An 18,991-nucleotide genomic window follows, 5' to 3' on the forward strand; every position below is an offset into this window, starting at 1 on the left:
GGGAGAGGGCAAATCATGGCAGGAGTACCCGCAGCCGCGATGGGAGACAAGGTGGTGGGCAGTGACATGCACATCGTGATGGTCCCCTCGCCAGGGGGACCGATCGAGACACCGATGCCCCTGCCCTTCACGGGAACCATCGCTGACGGCTGCTGCCAGTCCGTCTTCATCTGCGGCAAGCCAGCCGCCACGGTGGACAGCGTCGCCTTCAACACTCCGCCGCACATCCCCCCGGGGGGCGTCTTCAAGTCGCCGCCCAACAACAAGGGCACCATTTCCCGCGGCAGTACGTCCGTCCTCATCGGGGGCAAGGCCGCGGCCCGGACAGGCGACACAGCGACGACCTGCAACGAACCAGCCGTGCAGCACACCGCCACCGTGATCGCCACGTCCAACGTGTTCATCGGATAAAGCGCCATAACGGCCCGTGCCTGCGATCAACGGGGATCCCCACGAGGCAACGGCGCCTCTTCGGGGTCAAGATCGGCAGCGCGAAGGTGCCGACTACGGTCCCCACGAGTCGGCGTCGTAGGCGAAACAGAAGCCGTACGGGTACGACCGGACCCCCCATCCGACGCAGTGCCGTCCCCTCGCGCGAGCCGCGAACGGCCGGGGCGGAGCTGTGACGAGGGTGGACCTCATGACGAGGAATCATCATGGGCAACGGTTCCCTGTGTGGGTGTCCGGCGGAGTGCTGGGGGGCAGGGCGCCCGGAGTCGCCCGAAGGCCCCTCGCACGAGACCGCCCCAGAAGGGCCTCAGCGCGCCCGATAGATCTGGGGCGAGACGCCCATGACGGACTTGAACTGCCGACTGAAAAGGAAGCTGTCGGCGTATCCGTAAGCGGCAGCGACCTGAGCGATGGTCTGATCGCTCTCGTCCAAGTGGACCGCAGCGTGCTGGATCCGCCTCCGCACGAGCCATTCCCGTGGGGGCATGCCGTAGGTTCTACGGAACGTGCGCGTGAAGTAGTCCGGGGACAGTCCCGCGACCCGGGCGAGATCCGCCACCGACGGCCGCCCCGAGATGTTGTCGTCCGCGAACTTGTCGACGGCCTGCCGGGCGGAGGCACTGAGCACCCTCGACTCCGCGTCGCCTGCAGCCTTGCGGAAGAGCGAGGTGAAGAGCACGAGCAACAGACCCCGGATGCGTTCGGCACGATGGGGCAGAGCCGAGTCCAGTTCCGCAACGAGGAGGTCGAAGAGCCCCCGTACCTCCCAGGCATCAGGTACCAGCACGACTGGTGTGAGGCAGCCGTCGGTCTCATCGTCGGGGGCCAGCCGGAATCGGTAGACGACCGTGCGGCGTTCTTCCCGGGCGGTCATGATGAACGGAGTGCGAGGACGGATCCAGAGCACGCTCCCGGCGTCGAGGGTCCACTGCTCGCGCTCGACGGTGGCGGCACAGCTGCCGCTGACCACGAAGTACAGGAGGTGTTCACTCAGGCCGCGGGGGTACTCCAGCTTCCATCCTGTCTCCAAGGAATGATGGCCGAACAGTCCGGGGGAGGGCACCACACGCTCAGGACCGATCCGGTCGAGCCAGAGAGCGACTTCCCGACTGAAGACATTCTCGCAATCGTCGGAATACGAAGGCTTGACCATGAGTCCGGCTGGCTGCCCCATCTCTAGTGTCAGCATGTCACCTTGATGCTGACCGCTCCGCCGCTCGTCCGGGCCCGGTAAAATCCCTAAACCTGCGCCAGACCGGCGCTCCGTAGGAGGGCGACCCCTCGAGCGCAGCGCAGGGAGCAGGTGCCGTGGCCCGTGGTGTCACAAGTCATGTGTCTGGAGGGCCCCGGCGGCCAGGCTTCGCGCCCGAACCGGCGGCGGACAACTGCCCGGTGCGTTACGCGCGGGGCCGCCCTGCCGCAGCCCAGGGGGTGGCAGGGCGGCGACAACTACTTCCAGACCACCTTCTTCGTGGTCGCACGCTTCAACGCATTTTCCACCTGCCGCCGATCGGAATAGCGCAGCCCCACTTCGATCTTCCCTCTGAACCCATGCTTCAACACGGTAACCGTGCCTCGGTCCCAGTTTCGCTGGGAGAGATCTTTCGGGTTGAAAAGCGTATGAAACTCATTGCCTTTTCCAATGAGTACGTACTCGGAATCGTGAAGCCACCAGATCCTTTGAGATGCACCTTCTTCTGTGTTGTGAAGGGCGCTGTTGTTCGCGGTATCAAGCTTATCCACAACCCTAGCCAAGCGTTCCTTGAGGTCGGCGAGATCAGCCGCTCGGCGCTTGGGGACAGAACGGCGGACCGAGTGGTCGCCATCGGTGCGGTGGCGGCGGGATTCTTTTTGTCCAGGGGAACGGTCAGGGTCCCGCAGGTCGTAGTCTTTGGGTGCATGCTTCCGTACATCCGACGGGCCGGCGACGGGTGGTTCGTTCCTGCTCCTCACGGCCTGCTCCGGCCGGCTCCGCGCCGCTCTCGCTTCATGGCGAGCTTCGCGGTTTATCGCATCCCGAGGATCCGCTTTCTCCCGGATCTTCAACTGTGTATGCGTGGCCAGGAACTTTTTGTAAAATTCGCCATCGCCCGAGACTTGCGGCACGCCCTCTTCGTCGAGGCCGAACTTCAGTTGGCCGCCCCAGTTGAACGTTTTGCCGAGTATCTTTTCTTGCCACTTCAGCTCAATGATGACGTCACCGTCCCACTCGGCGCTCCCGATCAGGCTGCCCTCGATTTCGACACCAGCAGCCGGAGTCCGTCGCGTAATTACTCCCGCTGAGCGTGCCGGGCTCACGCGGAAGTCATATATGTTGTGACGTATTTCCCCCTTTTGTTCGATCTCGACGGACATTTCCTGCGTGTGGTTACTCAGGTCCCTGGTGTGTTGGAGAAAAATTCTTTCAAGATGCTTGATTTCCTTATCGATGCTCTCCTTCTTGAGGTTGTTCGTGGTCCTAGCCTTCTTTGCTTTCAGGAGTTCGATGGCATCGATTGTCGACTGTGAGAAGTCACCCATTCCCCTGTACGGTTCAATCATTTTTGCTCCGATATCCAGCTTGCGGAAGCGGGGCGTGTATGAGACAACGCTGAACCTGATGATGTATGGGAATTTCGAGGATATGATATGGGATGTCTCGACGTTCTTTTGATTCTGGCGGCGTGTTTCGGATCCTGCTGTTCTTGCTCCATCCACGAGATTTTTGCCCGTGGCGACTGTGCCCATGGCTTTTGCCGCATTATATGACAATCCGGTGTGCGTGTACCAGGCAGCCGATACTTCCCACTTCTGCACGGTGGCGTCTGCTGCCATCGTGCTTTCGAGAAAATAGGGGGGAATGTTGGTGTATGAGAGTTTCGGTACCTCTTCGATTCTGAACCCGCCAGCGAGCTTCGACCCGACGGTGATGACAGTATCGATGGCGGTCTGCCCCAGGGGTATGATTTCCATCGGTCCGGCCATTGCTGATCCTCCTGGTCTGGGAGTTTTATCTGTCGGCGACAGACTCTACTGCGGGAAAGTGTCGAGCTTTTCCACCGTGACGTAGGGAGCGATCTGCTGCACTTCATCCGCGGTGATGGCCCCGTTAGGATCAGCGAACCTTGCAAGTATGTCGTGCACGATTTCGGCTGTGTCGGCCGGCTGCGCGGGAAGCCAGCTATCCGGCTGATAGTCCCCGGCATCGCCGCTCTCGTGCACATGGGTATCGTACGCGTCGGGATAAAAATACGCGCCGAAGTGCCGTACGTTCCGAGGGTGAATTCCGCGCATTTGCGTGTATACTTCATAGAACTTCTCGTAGAAGTCCGCGAACAGACGCCTAAGACTTTCGTCATAGTTTTCCGGTGTGAAAGCGCTCTGGGCTGCATTTTCCCCGGAACCCCACGCATGTGCGGGAGGTGCATTGAGACCCGCCTGCACGGTGCAATCGAGGAAGTACCATGTAAGGCAGTCCAGGAAGCCAGCCCCGTCGCCAGGTAGGGGATGATCCGCGTAGCTGAGTCCCTCCCTGATGGCAGTGGTGTAGGCCTGCCAGCTAGGGAATGCCACGTACCATGGGCTTCCGAAAAGTTCGACGCTCAGGTCAGAGCTCAAATATGCCCATGCTTCGCTTTTATTAGCCAAGGTGTAATGCAGGTAGTCGTCGGTGTCCACTGTGTCCATCCCTTTGCGTTCGAAGTAGCTTCAGTTCTGCGAATAAAGTCATTTCCGCACGCTGTTCGGAGTTCCTTGCACGATGCCCTGGCCCCGCAACTTCCCATAGCTGGACCGGGGCACACGCCGGTGCCGTCTCTATCGCCCGACCGGTCGCCCTATGGGGCAACTTCCGGTGGTGTATGCGGCCCTCTCGTTCAGGCGGCCGGCGCTGCACCGGAGAGGTGGAGGCGGTGCCGCCAGCCCCTGGGCAGCAGCCGCCCGTGGTGCCGTTCCGCTCCACGGCGCCGGGTACGGTTTAGCCTCTAACACGCCGTGCGTCGCGCACGTACGCAATACGGATTAGCGCAGATACCGGCCTGACAGCCGGCCTTCGTGTGCCCGTGGCGCTGATGGGTCGTCAGGGAATCGAGATCAGAGCCCAGTGCATGGTGGTGCCGTCGGGGTACGCGTGCGTGCCGTGCGCTTCGGCGAGCGCTTCGATAATGCCCAGGCCCCTTCCGTGCTCGTCGTCCGTACATGACGAGGTCCAAGGGCCTTCTTGGGGCGCAGTACCGCTGTCCGACACACCCACCCAGATCTGCTTCTCCGCAAGATGGCGGTTCAGGTGCAGCACCAGGGGAGGAAGTGCATGCTCCACGGCGTTGGCCACCAACTCCGAGACCACCAGCACGACGGAGTCGGCGTCGGGTTCCGCGACCTTCCACTGATCCATGAGCCCTTGGGCCACGCGGCGCGCGGCGCCGGGAGCCTGGTGGCTGTGGCTGAGCACATGCGTCGCGTCGGCGGCCTTGCAGTGAGAACCGTGTGCGCTGCCAGGAGGTACGCCCTCGCCGCCTGAGTCATTACGGCTGGTACTGCCAGAAGCGCTGACGTACATGGAGATCACTCCGAGGGGTTTGCCTGCCTGTCGTTTCCGGGTGATTTATCCCGGCGTGTGAACTCCATGAGAGACCCGGTGCACCCCTGGGGTATCAGGGAGAGTCCCTAGGTTCGTCCTCCCCTCGCCCGCGTTCGGTACGGGTTCGGCTTACGTGAGGGTTGCTGGCTTTCCTCTCCCTCCATAGCGCTCGCGACCCACGCGCCTGAACCGGTGCATGACATTCGCGCGCCGAGCAGGCCCCTCCCATGCGCTCGACAGCCCCGTGGGAAGCGGCCCAAAAGGGCAGCCAGGGCGTCCCGATGGCTGACCGTTCAGCCCTCTGCGGCCGGAGCCTTGCCCCGTAGCTTCGGGGCACTTCGCAGGTCAATTCGGACATGTCCGTCCATGATCTGCACGCGTCTGCAAAGGATGGTTCCGAGATGCCGCAGCACAACAAGCATCGGAAGCCCAGGAACGGCACGCGGGGAAGCGTGGCCGCCCTGACTTTGACTGCCGGCGCGGCGGGAATCATGGTCCCGATGGCCATCGCACCGACCGCTTCGGCGGCGCCCCTGTCGGCCTGGGACGCGATCGCGGAATGCGAGTCCAACAGTCGCTGGGATCTTCCGTACGGCGACGCGGACTCCACCGGCGGGCTGCAGATCCAGAAGCGGACCTGGGACGATTTCGACGGTCCGGCGATCACCGGAGCCGAGTACCCTTCCCAAGCCACCAAGGCGCAGCAGATCCAGGTCGCCGAACTCATCCTCGCCCAGCAGGGGCCTGATGCCTGGGCGTGCAATGCCAAGGTCGGCAGTCCCCTTTCCCATGCGGACGCCTTGGGGACGGACCCTGCCCCCACAACCGCTCCACTCGTGGAGCGAGAGCCGCAGCTGGCGAGTACGAGCAGCCGGTCCGGTACGAGCAGGCAGGCCGACTTTGGTGAGAGGCGCGTTCACCGAGTGGTTCCTGGCGACACCCTGTACAAGATCGCCTTGCAGTACACCCAGGACCCGTCCGTCGACAACTGGCGCTCCTTCTACCGCGCCAACGAGACGGTGATCGGGAATGATCCGAGCCGGATCCGGCCGGGCATGATGCTGGATATTCCGGCGCCCGGGCCCGCGTCTGCGGAGACCGAGGGGCTCACACAGCCGACCGCGCCGCCTTCCGATCCCGGGGGCCTCACGCCTCCCGTGCCATCCGCGAACGCGTCGTACAGTCTGCCCGTCGACGCCCAGGTCAGTCAGCGCTTTGGTAACCCGTCAAGCGGCTACACCCTCGGGTTTCATACCGGTCTTGACTTCTCTGCCCCGACGGGTACGCCGGTCAGGGCGGCCGCGGCCGGAACGGTGGTCGCCTCGGACCCGTCGGGTTCCTACGGCACAAATGTGCAGATTGAGCATGACGACGGGACCTACACGCTCTACGCCCACCTGGCTTTCGCCAAGCTCGTCGAAGGCGATCGTGTCGCGGCGGGAGACGGGGTGGGCTACGTGGGGACCACTGGAAACAGTTCCGGCCCCCATCTGCACTTCGAAGTCCGGACCGCACCGACATTCGCGGCGGGCAACTTCCTCGACCCCTCGGACTGGCTTGGGCAGCACGGCATCACGGTGTGAGTACGGGTCCACGCCATCCGGAACAGGCTGTTGCCGCACGGGGGACGCCACGGAGGCCCTCGCACGCCGAAAGATGACTCCGTGGGTGAGTCCGTACGGGCGATGAGCCACCTGCCTCGCAGCGGCCGTCGACGAGGAGTTCACCGCCGGCGAAGCCCCGCGTTCGGCGACCCTACTTCTGTGAGTCTCCGACCTCGTGGTGCGGCTTTCGGCACGGCAGCGTCATTGGTGCCGCCGCCATTACCAGTTCGGCCGCCAGCGCGACGTCCTACCGCGAAGGATCTTCCAGGTCTTCATCCGGGCGAAGGTGTGCTCAAGGCGGGCACGGACCCGTCGGTGTTCGGCGTTGTCCTCCTCCTGGCCGCGCAGGAGGAGGCGGCCGGCTCCTTTGCGATGCGGGACGATCGGGCCGGTGCCCCGGTAGGCGCCATCGGCGATCACCGTCGTCCCGGCCGCTGGGGTCGGCAGGCCCGACTCCCGCCACACACGGGCGTCAGCCTTGTTTCCCGGCGCGGGCCGGGCCGAGGCGATGACTAGATGGCTGCCCGCGTCGATGAAGACCTGCACGTTCGCCGAGAACCGGTAGTTACGGGAAGAGGCTCCGAGGGTGCGGTCGCGGACCGTCCACGATCCACAGCCGGTCCACGTCGGCGACCGGCCGCGGGGCGAGCTCCAGGGCGGACGCAGCCGCTGGATGACCCGGCAGACGGTGGCCGGGGAGATCCCGAAGAGCGGCCGAGCTGCCGCATCGTGAGCATCTCTCCGCCACGGGGCCACTCACGGTGTACTGGCCTGCTGGTTCGGAGTCGACCGCTCCACCATCACCCGGGCCATCGGTGAGATGCGGCCCTTGCTTGCCGAGCGGGGGTGCACGCTCAGCCCCGGCGTCCGGCTGCGAACACTGACCGAAGTCATCGACCACCTCGGCGCCAGTGGCAGACAGGCATCATCGACGGCACCGAGATCCGGGTCCGTCGGCCGGCCGCTGACGCAAGGATCGGGACAGGTTCATCTCCGGGAAGAACAAGCAGAACGCCGTCAAGACCATGGTCCTCACCGACCAGAACGGGTGGATGCTGTTCGGCCGCCCGGCCGGACCAGGCAGCTGCGCGGACATCACCCATGCCCGCCAGCTGGGCCTGGTCAAGCTCCTGACGGATGGCCCAGCCGTGGAGACTCTCGCGGACGCCGGCTATCAGGGCCTCGGCGCCCAGACCGGTGGACGCGTGGTGACTCCACCGCACCGCAAGGGCAAGAAGAACGCCCCGGACTGGTACGAGGACATGCACGAGCGACGGCGCAAGGCGCACTCCTCACAACGCATCCGCGTAGATCACGGCATCGCCCACAAGAAGAACTGGCGGGCCCTGGCCCGCCACCTCGGCCGCCGCGAGCACATGAGCGACATGATCCAGGCCGTCGCCAGCCTGCTCTCCCACAAGCAGACGGCAGACCTGAGCCCGCGACGACAGAGGTGAGCACCAGAGCCACCAAAGCACTCGGCGTCTCACCGCTAACCGTGCACGAGCTCGTAAGCGACCGGACTCCCCAGGTGAATTCCGAAACGCCGAAGAGGCGGTCGGACCCGCTCATGCCGGCAGTATGCATCGGCGGCGTGCTCAACTGTCTGGGTCGGCACCAGGAAGGGGCCGAAGCGGCCCGGCAGACTGGCGGCCGCACTCGCCCCACCGCGCGCGCCCGGAGAAACCTAAGCACAAACCTCAGCCTGGCGGAGTGGCCACAGGCGGCGCTTCGAGAACTGGCTCAGGTCACGACTTCGCGCGAGTAGGCGACCGCCGCTGCGCGCCATCTGCTGAGCGAATGGAATCGCGTCCCGATCAACGTGGAGCACGCCTTGAGGCGACGTCCAACGTTGATGACATGGCAGCCTCCTCGTCTCTTGGCAGGTGGTGAGCGCGTGGGGCGCCGCCGGCCGGGGAGTGGGACAACGCGGAGGACGCTCTCCGCGCCACTAGGCACCGGACTGGTCGGCGACAAACAGGGCCGGCACGTGGGCCGGGGACAACCGCCGACGCCGAGACGGCTCCATACGGCCGCGCAGAAGGTTCCGTGCTTCGGCCAGCCGAGCCACGGCTGTCAGGCGTCCAGGAGGACCTCGACGGAGGGGAAGTGCTGGAAGCAGACGGCGATGCCTTCATTGCGGGCGGCCGTGGCGTCGTGCATGCGTCCCGGCCGTAGGGCGTCGGTCCACAGCGTGTGGCCCCGCCAGTCGGCGATCAGGTGGCCTTCATCGTGTTCTGCTTCTTGTTGCCCGAAACGAACGCACGGCGTCCGCCACGGTTGGCCGGCGGCCTGCGGACCTGGATCTCGGCGAACACGTCCGTCAGCGTCCGAAGACACAGGCCGGGATGGTCAGGGACGGCGCACCCTCGCTCGGTAAGGAGCGGTCGTATCTCTGCGATCGCGCAGGTGATGGTGGAGCGGTCGACGCCGAACAGCAGGCCCAGCACCGCATGCGGCAGGTCGTGCCGCAGATGGATCAGGGTGGCCACCAGACGATCGACGAACACCAGTTGGTGGCGGGCGCCGGCACCTGCGGCCCGCTTCCGGACTCCTCCTCGTGCAGCATGGCGTCGGCCCTCGAAGTCCTGCCTGCCACGGCACGGCCAACTCCCTGACCAGGCAAGCGAGATGCTGCCGAGAGATTCCCGTGAGCAGCCGATGCGCCAGCACCGTCCGATTGACCATGATTGCCACGTCTGGATAATGTCACCCGCCCGGCCCGATGCATTACCTGCCATCACGCACCAATTCGTTAACGCGCGGGAAAATGGTCCTAACCGATGAATCGGACCTTCTTTCGAGAGAACTTTGCCACGAAATCCTTAACGAACCCCCTCAATTCTGGCGGAATCGATTGGAATATGAGCATGCCGCGTGTGAGCTTCGTCCCCTTGATAACGCGCACTGTCCCCTCATGGGTTTGTTCCTTTTGGAGTTGAACGTACGCCCGCCCCAAATACTTGTGGCCATCAAATCTATCCGCTTTGTCCGCGATGATGAGCCCGAGGGGGCTGACTTTGTAGATTAGTGTGGTCCCGTTATCTGCCTGCTTCACATTCCTGCCATTCACCTCACTCATGTGTTTCAGTTCTTCTCTACTCGGAATCCAGTCCGGATCTTGACCCAGAAGGACGGTACGAGACTTACCTGCGTTGCGTGCAGCGGTCAGTTCAGGGGGAGCGTTGTGCAGTGACGTACAAGCTAGCCAATGCAGTTCGCCAGCAATCACCCCCAGAATACCGTGGCAATTGTGTTTCATGCCCTGCCGCACATGGTCCGGCCTCGTAGGGCAAGTCTCGCTCGTACCTGTGCACATGCGCAGCATGCCGGGCACGCTGCCCACACCTGGTTGAAGGATTTCATAGCCGTTGAGATGTGTTCTGCCCCTCAGCATGGGCTCCGTCACTTCTTTTGAGGAGACGAGTGTGAGGTTGTATGTCACATGCTCTTCAGTGAGGGGAGCCATGGCCGGCTTGAATGTGTCGAAGAGATTTAGTCGGTCTTCCGTGTAGCTCAAACTCTGGCCTGAATCAGACCAGAACTGAATAGTTGTTCCGTGCGGTATCGCGACAATGCTCATGTCGTCAGCGCCTTGTGCTGGGGCGCTCGCGTCCATCGCGCCGTGCCCCATGAGGATGTAGCCCATTCAGTAGCCCCTTTGGTTGATCATGCCGTTCGGAATCTACCACCCTCGACAACTGGTGAAATTCCCGTTCGATCAGACCTCTGGGCAGGAATTTAGGTCCCCGCAATGCGCGAAGGGCAGCCGTGCGCGCGGTATGTGAAGTGGGCACGCGAGTGCCTGCAGTAGATACCGGCCTCACGCCCAGCAAGGGGAGAACCAGGTGTAAGTGCATGCTTTCGGCATACTTCGGAGTGTGTACGCAAGGCATTCTATTTCGTCACAGCAGCGTCGTTCGAAGCGCGACCGGGGGTATGAGGCGGGCAGAGTCACAACCCATGTGCAGTGCGGAACGTAACGATCGCGACCGGAATCCCCAGGTCTAGGCAAGGACATTGTTAGCAGGCTGGTGTGACGAGCTGCCTGTCGGCCAAAGCTCGCCCGCACCGCAAAAGGCGCCCGGCAGAGACGTGCACGTGGCGCGAGCGGCGTGAGAGGGGAGGGCCGCCACGTGCACGCCGGTCTAGCTCTGCTCGCCGTTCCCTCAGCCCGGCTTCCATCAGAGCTCGGCACCCGCATCGCGATCATCTGCGAGGGAGCGGGAGCTTCTGGTTCGCTGTCATCGAGGCGGGAGCTGCCGGGCGGCGGGCGGGCGGGGCAGAGACACCGTAACGAGCAGGCCTCCCTCCGCGCGCGGGGTGGCTGAGGCGTCGCCCTGGTGGGTCTGGGCCACGGCTCGGACAATCGACAGGCCCAGGCCGCTGCCGCGGGTGGAACCGACGCGGTCCTTCAGGCGCCGGAAGGGTTCGAAGAGGACCGGGATCTCGTGCGGCGCGATCGTGGTGCCGTCGTTGCCGACGGACACGAACGCGCCGCTCTCCATCGTGCCGGTCCGCACGTCCAGTGCCCCGGCGTTCCTGTTGTACTTCACCGCGTTGTCGACGAGGTTGTGGACCATCTGCTCTAGCAGCAGTGGGTCGCCGGTGGCGGGCGCGCTCTCCAGGTCCAGGTGCACCCGCAGGTCTCTGCCCCGGATCTGCTCCTCCAGGCGGTCGAGTACGGAGACGGTCACCTCGGCGAGGTCGACGGGCAGGCGGTCTGACACAGTGCTCTCGGCGCGGGCGAGGGTCAGGAGGGCGTCGATGAGGCGTTCGTGGCGCTCGTTGACGGCCAGCAGGTTCTCGCCGAGCCGTTTGACGTCGGGCGAGGCTGTGGCCCGGGCGACCGCGACCTCAACGAGGGTACGTTCCACGGCCAGGGGGGTCTTGAGTTCGTGTGCCGCGTTGGCGATGAACCGGTCCTGCCCCGCGAATGCTTGGTCCAGCCGATCCAGCATGCTGTCGAAGGAGTCGGCGAGACGTTTCACCTCACCCGGGGGCGCGTCGAGGTCGATGCGCTGCTGGAGGGTGCGGCCGGCGACCCGTTCCGCGGTGGAAGTGATGCGGTTCAGCGGGCGCAACAGTCGGCCGACGGCGAGCCATCCCAGAGTTGTGGCCAGGGCGCCGACGGCGAGCACGGTCACTCCGCCTTTGACCATCAGATTCTCCTGCATGGAGGCGAGGACGGTCTCCCGGGAGCCGGCGTCGATGACGATCCTGGGTAGCTTCGTCGGGGTGGAAATCTCCTCGTGGGACATCACGGGGGGCGTGCTCGCCATGGCGGCATCGGACGGGGCGGAGGCAGGGAAGGGCAGGGTGAGCGTGTACTCCATGCTGTTGCTCACGAGGATGAGCGCCCCGGAGAAGACGGCCGTGCCCGCGACGAAGAACATGATGCCGAAGACCGCGGTCAGACGGAACCGTAGACCGCCCGGTATCGAAGGCCTTCTCATGGGATGTGGTACCCGATGCCGGTGACGGTCTGGATGACCGGGGGGCCCAGCTTGCGCCGCAGGGACCGCACGGTGACGCGGACAACCGTGGTGAAGGGGTTGACGTGTTCGTCCCAGGCACGTTCCAGCAGTTCCTCGGCGGACACCGGGGCGCCGTTCGCCCGCATCAGTTCCTCCAAGACGGCGAACTCCTTGCGGGAGAGCGGGATGTAAGCGCCATCGCGGAAGACCTGGCGCAGGTGCGGATCGAGCCGGATGCCTGCCCGTTCGAGGACGGGGGGTGCAGCGGGGCGTGAACGGCGGCCGAGTGCCTGGATGCGGGCCACCAGCTCGGCGAAGGCGAACGGCTTGACCAAGTAGTCGTCGGCGCCGATTCCTAGGCCTTCCACTCGCTCCCTGACCGTCGTGGAGACCGTGAGCATCAGGATCTTGGTGTCGCTGGCAGACGCGGCGGTGCGGCGGCAGACCTCGTCGCCGTGGAGCCGGGGGAGGTCGCGGTCGAGCACGACGACGTCGTAGGGGTGGACGGCGAGCCGTTCCATGGCCGCCTCGCCGTCATGCGCCACATCCACCGCGATGCCTTGGTCGCGCAGTCCTTCCGCGATCGCCTCCGCGAGCAGTTCCTCGTCCTCGACGACCAGGACCCTCATGCGTCCACCACCGGGAACTCTCCTTCCGAGCTGGGCGTGATTCCCTCAGTATCCGGGCGGGGATGTTAAAGCGGTGTGAGTCCTACCGCTCACCAGGACTTCACCGGGTACCGGATGTACTTCTGATCTCTCACTCGCTCCGCAAGATCAGGACCGTTCCATGCGCGTCCCGCACAAGCCCCCGTCGGCAAGATCCCGTCGCGACCGTCCGTCAGGGCACCACCGGTCGGCGTCGGGTACGACGGCGCGCCACCGCGGTACCCCTCGACGCTCCACGGCGAGAGGGGTGCTCGTCGTCCTCGCCATCACGGCGTGTGCCGTCCTGGTCGTGATGCGGGGTGAGTTGCTGCCCGGGTCCGACCCCCGGCCGGCCCAGGGAGCCCCGGACACTGCGACCGTGGAGCTGCCCCCGTCACTCTCCTCCGAGCCACCGCCGCCCCCGTCCGCATCACCGCCGTCCCGCACCGGAACCGACCCGACGAGAGAGGCGAGCGCGCCCTCCGGCGGCGCAGCCTCCTCGTCGGCCGGCAAGACGTACCTGGAGAACGGGCCGGGCACGTTCACCTGGGCAGCCTCGGCGAGCGGCCGTGCCGGCCGTGCCGGCAAGCTCATCCGCTACGGGGTGAAGATCGAGGACGGTACCGGACTCGACCCCCGCTCCGTGGCCGCCGAGATCGACAGCGTCTTCCGTGACGGCAGGGGCTGGACGAGGCGAGGCGTCGCCTCCTTCGAGCACGTTGCTGCACCCCCCTACGACATGGTCGTCCAGATCGTCTCGCCGGGTACCGCCGACCGGCTGTGCGGCTCCTGGGGGCTCGACACCGGAGGCGAGCTGAACTGCGCCCACGCGCCGAACCTAATCGTCAACGTACGCCGCTGGGTCGAGCTGAGCGACCAGTACCGCGGCCAGCCCTACGAGTACCACGCACTGATCATCAACCACGAGGCCGGTCACGTTCTCGGCTACGGGCACCGAGGCTGCCCGGGACCGGGCAAGCCCGCCCCGGCCATGATGCAGCAGATCAAGGGGCTCCACGGCTGCGTGGCGAACCCCTGGGTGTACAGCGCGTCAGGGACGTTCATCGACGGCCCCCGCCTCCCCTGATCCTGCCCCGCGTCCCACGCACCGGCTCCGACCCCTCGAACGGGAGACACGCATGCTCATCCTCGCCCCCGCCCTCCGCGTGAAGGGCCACGGGAAACAAAGCCTGGTCGCCGCGGGCTGTACCGCTCTGGCGCTGATTCTCGTCTACGTCCTCGCCGTTCTGACCCCGCCCGGGCAGAAGCTGGACAACGCCCCACTTGAGCGGGACGCGTTGCCCACGGTCTCCGTCCAGGCCCCGCCTACCCCCACCAAGGACACCGCCCCCGAGGCACCCGCCCCGATCGGAGATCCGCAGCCCTCCGGAGAATTCCCGACCATCGTCATCCTCTCGTCGGGTCACGCCGCGCTGGCCGGCGGCCTGCTCCTACTGGTGCCGCTGGCGCGCCGCAGGCCACGCCAGGCCCTGTGGGGGCTGGCGACCCTCGTCGGCACCGCCGCCACGGCTGTTGTCCTCAAGGCGGCTCTGCCCCGTCCCGCGCTCGACCCCACCGCGGACAGCCTGACGACGGCGAACAGCGCTCCGAGCGGGCACGCCGCCATGGCGACGGCCCTGGTGCTCGTCGCCCTCGTCGTGTGCCCGGCGTCCTGGCGGTACGTCGTCTGTGCGGTTGGTACGACGGTCGCGGTGCTGACCGCTTACTTCGTCCAAATGGCCGGCTGGCACCGCCCGTCCGACATCGTCATGGGCGCCTGCGTCCCACTCCTGTGCGCCTTCCTGTCCGGCTCGCTCATCCCCGTCGACGAGGCGGACTTCCTCGCCCGCGGCGCCCGCACCCGTCGTTCGTGGATTCTGTCCCTCGGCACGCTGACGGTCGTGGCCGCGGCCCTGTGGTGGGCCTGGCGTGAACAGCTTTCGCCGGGCCCTCTGGTGATCGTGGCCGCCCTCGCCCCATGGGCCGCTGTGGTGGTCTTCGTACTTCACCGGCTTCACGGCGCCGCCGGCCGGCCGCCCGGGGCGGCGGATCCCGACCGGCACCGGCACCCGCGCGGGGCACTGATGCCGCCCCAGGGACCGGTGAGCGCTGGATAGGGCATCAGGGGCGCCGTCTTCTGGGCGCGGACACGACCCCGCCGACGAGGAGACGTCCGGCGGACCGGGAAGAAACCCGTGGACGCGGTCCCCTCGGGCACCACATCTGCCCTCTCAACCTCCCGTCCGGGCCTGATCTGCGCCGCCTCCGTTGTCAGGATGGCGCAGACAACGGAATGTCATCTGTGGCACTGGGCCCTTTCTCCCGGGCGGCAGTTGAGCACGCCGCTGAGAGAGACCAGGGGGTCATACGGACATGCCAGCGCTTCAGCGAGCGACGCAAGGATTCGCCGCGGTGGCGGTGGCCACCACCGTGGTGACGGGGGTGGGCATCGGTATGAAGAGCTCCGTCGAGCCGGTGGCGGCGGCTGACGCCGTCGTCGATGAGGGCTCACAGGCCGTAGTCCGGCCCTTCACGAAACCGAACGGTTCCGCGATCGCCCCGAGTGCCGCCTCCGCCGCGTCCCACGGCGGAGGCGGCAGCCACTCGCCCGCCGGAGGAGTGAGCCTGCCGACCGTCGTCTACCAGGCGTATCTTCACGCTCAGGGACGACTGGCGCAGTCCCAGCCGGGATGTCATCTCGGCTGGACGATGCTCGCCGGTATCGGCCAGGTGGAGTCCAACCAGGCGCGCGGCGGCGCCCTGGACGCTGCCGGGACCACTCTCACTCCCATCCTCGGCCCCGCGCTCAACGGCTCCGGGTTCGCTTCCATCTCCGACACCGACGACGGCCGGCTGGATGGAGACACCCGCTGGGACCGGGCCGTGGGCCCGATGCAGTTCATCCCCTCCACCTGGGCGGTGTGGGGAACGGACGGCAACGACGACGGAGCCGCGAGTCCGCACAACATGTACGACGCGGCCCTTACGGCAGGGCGCTATCTCTGTGCCAACGGACGGGACTTGTCGGACCCGAAGCAGCTGCGCGCCGCGATCCTGAGCTACAACAGGTCGGGGGAGTACGCCGACACCGTGACGAGCTGGATCGCCCGCTTCTCCGGCGCCTCCGTGAAGAAGACCGGCCCTTCGTCCCCGCCACCCACCCCCGGCCCCAGCCCGTCGCGGCGCGTCGCCCCGAAGCCGCCCAGCAGCACCAAGTCGGTTCCCCCGCCCCCGCCCTCTCCCTCTTCCTCTCGGCGCCCTCCGACCCCTGGCCCGTCGGTTTCCCCTCCGCCCTCGCCCGCACCCTCGGGGTCCTCGACGCCACTCGACGGGGACGTCACGTCATAGCGGCCCGCAGCGGTCACCGGAACCGAAGACCGGGAGGGCCCATGAGACGTGCGTGGGAAGCCTGTCCGTGGTGCCCGACCGGGCATCACCGACGACGGCAACGTTGCCCCTTCGGCCGCCCTTCTATCGGATCTGGGCCATCGCACCGCGGCCACAATCGAGATCAAGCCGGAGGAAACGGTCACGACCACTCCGGAACGCCTGTCTCTCGTCCGGAGGCCGAACGTGTCCATGCACAACAATCCGCCCGCCGAAGCGACACGTCTCGTCCCGCGCGCCACAGGCTCACCGAGCGATTCCCCCGCCCGCGCCTACGCGGGTCCAGCGGCGCGCTTCATGATCGCTCGGACGCTGCGGCACGCGCGGTTCCGCGCATGCCTGACACAGGGCCAGGTGGCGAAGGCCGCCGGCATCTCGCCGGCGACCGTCCACCGGTACGAGACATGGCGGGACAGCCACATCTTCATGGACGGCACCGTTCAGGCGATCGCCCGTACATGCGGTGCGCCAGAGGCGGCACGACGGTGCCTTTCAGAGCTCGTGGCGGGACAGGACAACGGCTGGTGGTCGGATTCGGACGTCCCAGCCGATCAGATCGCCCTCCTTTCGTTCGAGGCCGCTGCCCAGCGTGTGGAGCTTTACTCCGGCGGCGTCGTCCCGGAGCTCCTGCAGACACCCCGGTACGCGTGGGCCCTGCGCCGCGAGACGGGGAAGCCCTGCCGCCCGTACGAGAAGCACCCCGACGGCGACGGTTCGCGGCGCAGGCGCCTTGCGACTCTCGGCCGGCACTCCTTCCACGTCACTGTCGTTCTAGACGAGGCTCTGCTGCGCCGCGAGGTCGGAGGCCGTGAGGTGATGGCGGAGCAGTGCGAGCACCTCATGGCCCTGGCGCACAGACAGAACGTCGACCTGCAGGTCCTGCCCTTCAGCGCCGGCCATCACCCCGCGGCGACCTGGGGGCCGTTCTCGATCGTGACCTGGAAGGACCCGGAGGAGCCGGTCGGCTCCCTGGGCGTCGTGCACCAGGAGGGTCTTCGAGGCGGGACGTACCTGGACGATCCCGGTGACGTCCTGTCGTACAGAGGTGCCTTCGTAGACCTGCGTGCGCGTGCGGCCGACCAGGCCGTGACCCGGTACATGCTGGCAGGAGCGCGTCAGTTCTTTTCCGGGCCTCAGATGCGAGCGGGCGCCCGCTGAGCCTGGAGGAGCGCCACACGCGCGGCACCCTGCCGAATCCTGTGTAAAACCGTTGCCCGGAAGGGCGGTTCATGTGCACCCCTGTCGCAGTCGGGCTGGTCAGACGGGGTGTGCGAACGGTCACGGGGTCAGGAGGTTGAACGCTCCTCCGGACTGAAGAAATCCTTCCCTTGCCGCTCCGGCACGGCCGGAGGACGCAGATCGAATTCCGCGCCGTTGTGCGCCGCAGGGACGCCCTGCCGACCGAGGGGACAGCGTGGGCTCGCTTATCGAACTCGCCATGAGGACGGCTGTGGCTTCGTCATGCCGTCATCGCGTCGGTGCGGTGGTCGCCTCAGGGCCGCGCGTACTGGCAGCACGATCGAACAGGCGTCGGAACTCTCCGCGTGTGGACTTCCGCAACGCCACCTTCCACGCGGAGGAGGCAGCGGTTCGCCGTGTACGCAACCCCCGGGGCACCGTCCTCTATGTGGCCCGGGTCAACCTCGCCGGCGAGCCAGTGATGGCTCGTCCCTGCCCCCGCTGCCAGCGCCTGCTGGCGGCTGTCGGTGTCGCCGGCGCCTACTTCACGACGTGGGACGGGTCGGTCGACTACTTGGCCCTCTCCTGAGCGGAACGGGGGCTGTGTCCGCCGCGCCGGAGCGGCCAGGCGCAGGCCCGTGCGGGCGAGCCGGCGTCTCAGGACTCACCGGACCTCCGGACGCCCGGCCCCCTGGGGGGGACCAAGGACACCGTGATCTTGTACGCGTTAAAGCGCTCGGAGATCGCGTCTGCCTCTTCCTGTGGGATGCCGGTGATCTCAGCGGAGCCCTGGCTGCGCCGCCAATGTGGTCTCGCCAGGAGCTGCAGGGAGCCGGCGAAAATTTCGATGCCTGGCACGTCCCGGACTTTCTCGACCGCCTGGAAGGCGGGGTTGTCCTTGCCGACGATGATGACGCCCCGGTCCTTGACCCACAGCACACACAGGCGCGCGGCCACATCCATGGACTTGAGAGTGTGACCGTTCTGCTGGTCGATGGCCTGCCAGTCGAGAGCTTCCAGCACCTTATGTGCGGCGTCGAGAGCGCGTTCGGCACACTCCGCCTTGCGCCGCTTGGCCGCCCCGGGCTCGTAATCGCGGGCAGGCACGGCTGCTGTCGCCTTCGGCGTACCCGCCTCAGCGACGAAGGCGGTGCCGTCGTGGACGGCGCTGTGGAGAGCGGGGGACTCATAGCCGTACACCTCGCCCATGGACGCCTCGGGGTGGCGCCCGGAAGCGGCGAGCGCGGACGCCAGATCCTGGGCCAGGAAGCCGAAGGCCTCGTCGATCAGTCCTCTGAGCTCCGCATGGGCCGACCGGGCTCCCTTATCGCGGGGGTCGTGCTCCAGATACTGAACGACTAGGCCCGCGGCGTATTCCCAGTGGTTCTCAAGCGTGCGCCAAGCGTCGTCGTTCCAGAGGACCTCGGCGGCGGTGAGCGCGTCGACGAGCGCTTGTGTCACGGTGTTCCGGTCCGCGCCCCACCCGTTGTCCAGCACGGTACCGACAGCCCAGAGCACCCGTTCGTGAACGACGTTTGCATTGGGCGCCATGCCCGGACCACCTCCCCTTTGCGCCTCGTTCCCCTCGTGTCCGGCCAGTCTCGCGCAGTACCGGGGGCGCGGCACCGGCGTCAGGGCTCCTTCGAGGGAGAGAATTCCTGCACCCTCCGCTGCCCTTCCACCCCGGTG

General features: G+C 66.3%; 16 protein-coding genes and 2 pseudogenes. 8 read left to right on the forward strand and 10 right to left on the reverse strand.

Annotated features, from left to right (window positions below; genetic code table 11):
* Positions 1-15: 15 nt before the first annotated feature.
* Positions 16-411: a PAAR domain-containing protein gene (locus ACZ68P_RS30350; protein WP_471011816.1), complete on the forward strand. Its 396-nt coding sequence runs from the start codon at positions 16-18 to the stop codon at positions 409-411.
* A gap of 346 nt (positions 412-757) precedes the next feature.
* On the opposite strand, the gene ACZ68P_RS30355 is transcribed toward ACZ68P_RS30350, so the two are convergent.
* The 4 genes from ACZ68P_RS30355 to ACZ68P_RS30370 all read right to left on the reverse strand — a co-directional run bounded on the left by ACZ68P_RS30355 (position 758) and on the right by ACZ68P_RS30370 (position 4,987).
* Positions 758-1,639, reverse strand: coding sequence for a helix-turn-helix domain-containing protein (locus ACZ68P_RS30355; RefSeq protein ID WP_471011818.1), 882 nt, complete (start codon positions 1,637-1,639; stop codon positions 758-760).
* Positions 1,640-1,899: 260 nt separating this feature from the next.
* Positions 1,900-3,414 (reverse strand): hypothetical protein, encoded by a 1,515-nt coding sequence (locus tag ACZ68P_RS30360; RefSeq protein WP_471011819.1) that lies wholly within the window; start codon positions 3,412-3,414, stop codon positions 1,900-1,902.
* Between the two features lie 45 nt (positions 3,415-3,459).
* Positions 3,460-4,107 (reverse strand): hypothetical protein, encoded by a 648-nt coding sequence (locus ACZ68P_RS30365; RefSeq protein WP_471011820.1) that lies wholly within the window; start codon positions 4,105-4,107, stop codon positions 3,460-3,462.
* A 400-nt stretch (positions 4,108-4,507) separates the two neighbouring features.
* A complete protein-coding gene (locus tag ACZ68P_RS30370; protein WP_471011937.1) occupies positions 4,508-4,987 on the reverse strand; it encodes an ATP-binding protein in 480 nt (159 codons plus the stop codon).
* 422 nt (positions 4,988-5,409) lie between these two features.
* Between ACZ68P_RS30370 and ACZ68P_RS30375 the strand changes: the two genes are divergently transcribed.
* Entirely contained in the window at positions 5,410-6,591 is a 1,182-nt protein-coding gene (locus ACZ68P_RS30375) for a peptidoglycan DD-metalloendopeptidase family protein (protein WP_471011823.1), read from the forward strand.
* Positions 6,592-6,864: 273 nt separating this feature from the next.
* On the opposite strand, the pseudogene ACZ68P_RS30380 reads toward ACZ68P_RS30375, so the two are convergent.
* A pseudogene (locus ACZ68P_RS30380) lies at positions 6,865-7,346 on the reverse strand (transposase family protein); the annotation flags it as partial.
* Between the two features lie 291 nt (positions 7,347-7,637).
* Here ACZ68P_RS30380 and ACZ68P_RS30385 point away from each other — a divergent pair.
* Positions 7,638-8,069, forward strand: a complete 432-nt coding sequence (locus tag ACZ68P_RS30385; protein ID WP_471011824.1) for a transposase family protein — start codon at positions 7,638-7,640, stop codon at positions 8,067-8,069.
* Positions 8,070-8,694: 625 nt separating this feature from the next.
* Here the strand turns inward: ACZ68P_RS30385 and ACZ68P_RS30390 are convergent.
* From ACZ68P_RS30390 to ACZ68P_RS30405, 4 genes and pseudogenes are all read right to left on the reverse strand, one after another.
* A pseudogene (locus ACZ68P_RS30390) lies at positions 8,695-9,300 on the reverse strand (transposase); the annotation flags it as partial.
* Positions 9,301-9,388: 88 nt separating this feature from the next.
* Complete coding sequence (locus ACZ68P_RS30395) at positions 9,389-10,261, reverse strand: hypothetical protein (RefSeq protein ID WP_471011826.1); 873 nt, start codon at positions 10,259-10,261, stop codon at positions 9,389-9,391.
* Positions 10,262-10,856: 595 nt separating this feature from the next.
* Positions 10,857-12,068 (reverse strand): sensor histidine kinase, encoded by a 1,212-nt coding sequence (locus ACZ68P_RS30400; RefSeq protein WP_471011827.1) that lies wholly within the window; start codon positions 12,066-12,068, stop codon positions 10,857-10,859.
* The gene (locus ACZ68P_RS30405) at positions 12,065-12,718 is read right to left on the reverse strand and encodes a response regulator transcription factor (protein WP_471011829.1); all 654 of its coding nucleotides are present in this window, start codon (positions 12,716-12,718) and stop codon (positions 12,065-12,067) included. The genes ACZ68P_RS30400 and ACZ68P_RS30405 overlap by 4 nt, the downstream gene beginning before the upstream one ends.
* A 397-nt stretch (positions 12,719-13,115) precedes the next feature.
* Between ACZ68P_RS30405 and ACZ68P_RS30410 the strand changes: the two genes are divergently transcribed.
* The 5 genes from ACZ68P_RS30410 (at position 13,116) to ACZ68P_RS30430 (ending at position 17,891) form a co-directional block, all read left to right on the forward strand.
* A complete protein-coding gene (locus tag ACZ68P_RS30410) occupies positions 13,116-13,823 on the forward strand; it encodes a DUF3152 domain-containing protein (RefSeq protein WP_471011831.1) in 708 nt (235 codons plus the stop codon).
* Between the two features lie 52 nt (positions 13,824-13,875).
* Complete coding sequence (locus ACZ68P_RS30415) at positions 13,876-14,853, forward strand: phosphatase PAP2 family protein (protein ID WP_471011832.1); 978 nt, start codon at positions 13,876-13,878, stop codon at positions 14,851-14,853.
* A 295-nt stretch (positions 14,854-15,148) separates the two neighbouring features.
* Positions 15,149-16,084, forward strand: coding sequence for a lytic transglycosylase domain-containing protein (locus tag ACZ68P_RS30420; RefSeq protein ID WP_471011834.1), 936 nt, complete (start codon positions 15,149-15,151; stop codon positions 16,082-16,084).
* A 336-nt stretch (positions 16,085-16,420) separates the two neighbouring features.
* Complete coding sequence (locus tag ACZ68P_RS30425) at positions 16,421-17,281, forward strand: helix-turn-helix domain-containing protein (protein ID WP_471011835.1); 861 nt, start codon at positions 16,421-16,423, stop codon at positions 17,279-17,281.
* A 280-nt stretch (positions 17,282-17,561) separates the two neighbouring features.
* Entirely contained in the window at positions 17,562-17,891 is a 330-nt protein-coding gene (locus ACZ68P_RS30430) for a hypothetical protein (protein WP_471011939.1), read from the forward strand.
* A 68-nt stretch (positions 17,892-17,959) separates the two neighbouring features.
* On the opposite strand, the gene ACZ68P_RS30435 is transcribed toward ACZ68P_RS30430, so the two are convergent.
* The gene (locus ACZ68P_RS30435; RefSeq protein ID WP_471011838.1) at positions 17,960-18,853 is read right to left on the reverse strand and encodes a hypothetical protein; all 894 of its coding nucleotides are present in this window, start codon (positions 18,851-18,853) and stop codon (positions 17,960-17,962) included.
* Positions 18,854-18,991 lie beyond the last annotated feature (138 nt).

The sequence above is a fragment of the Streptomyces sp. NPDC036822 genome, from assembly GCF_055609145.1.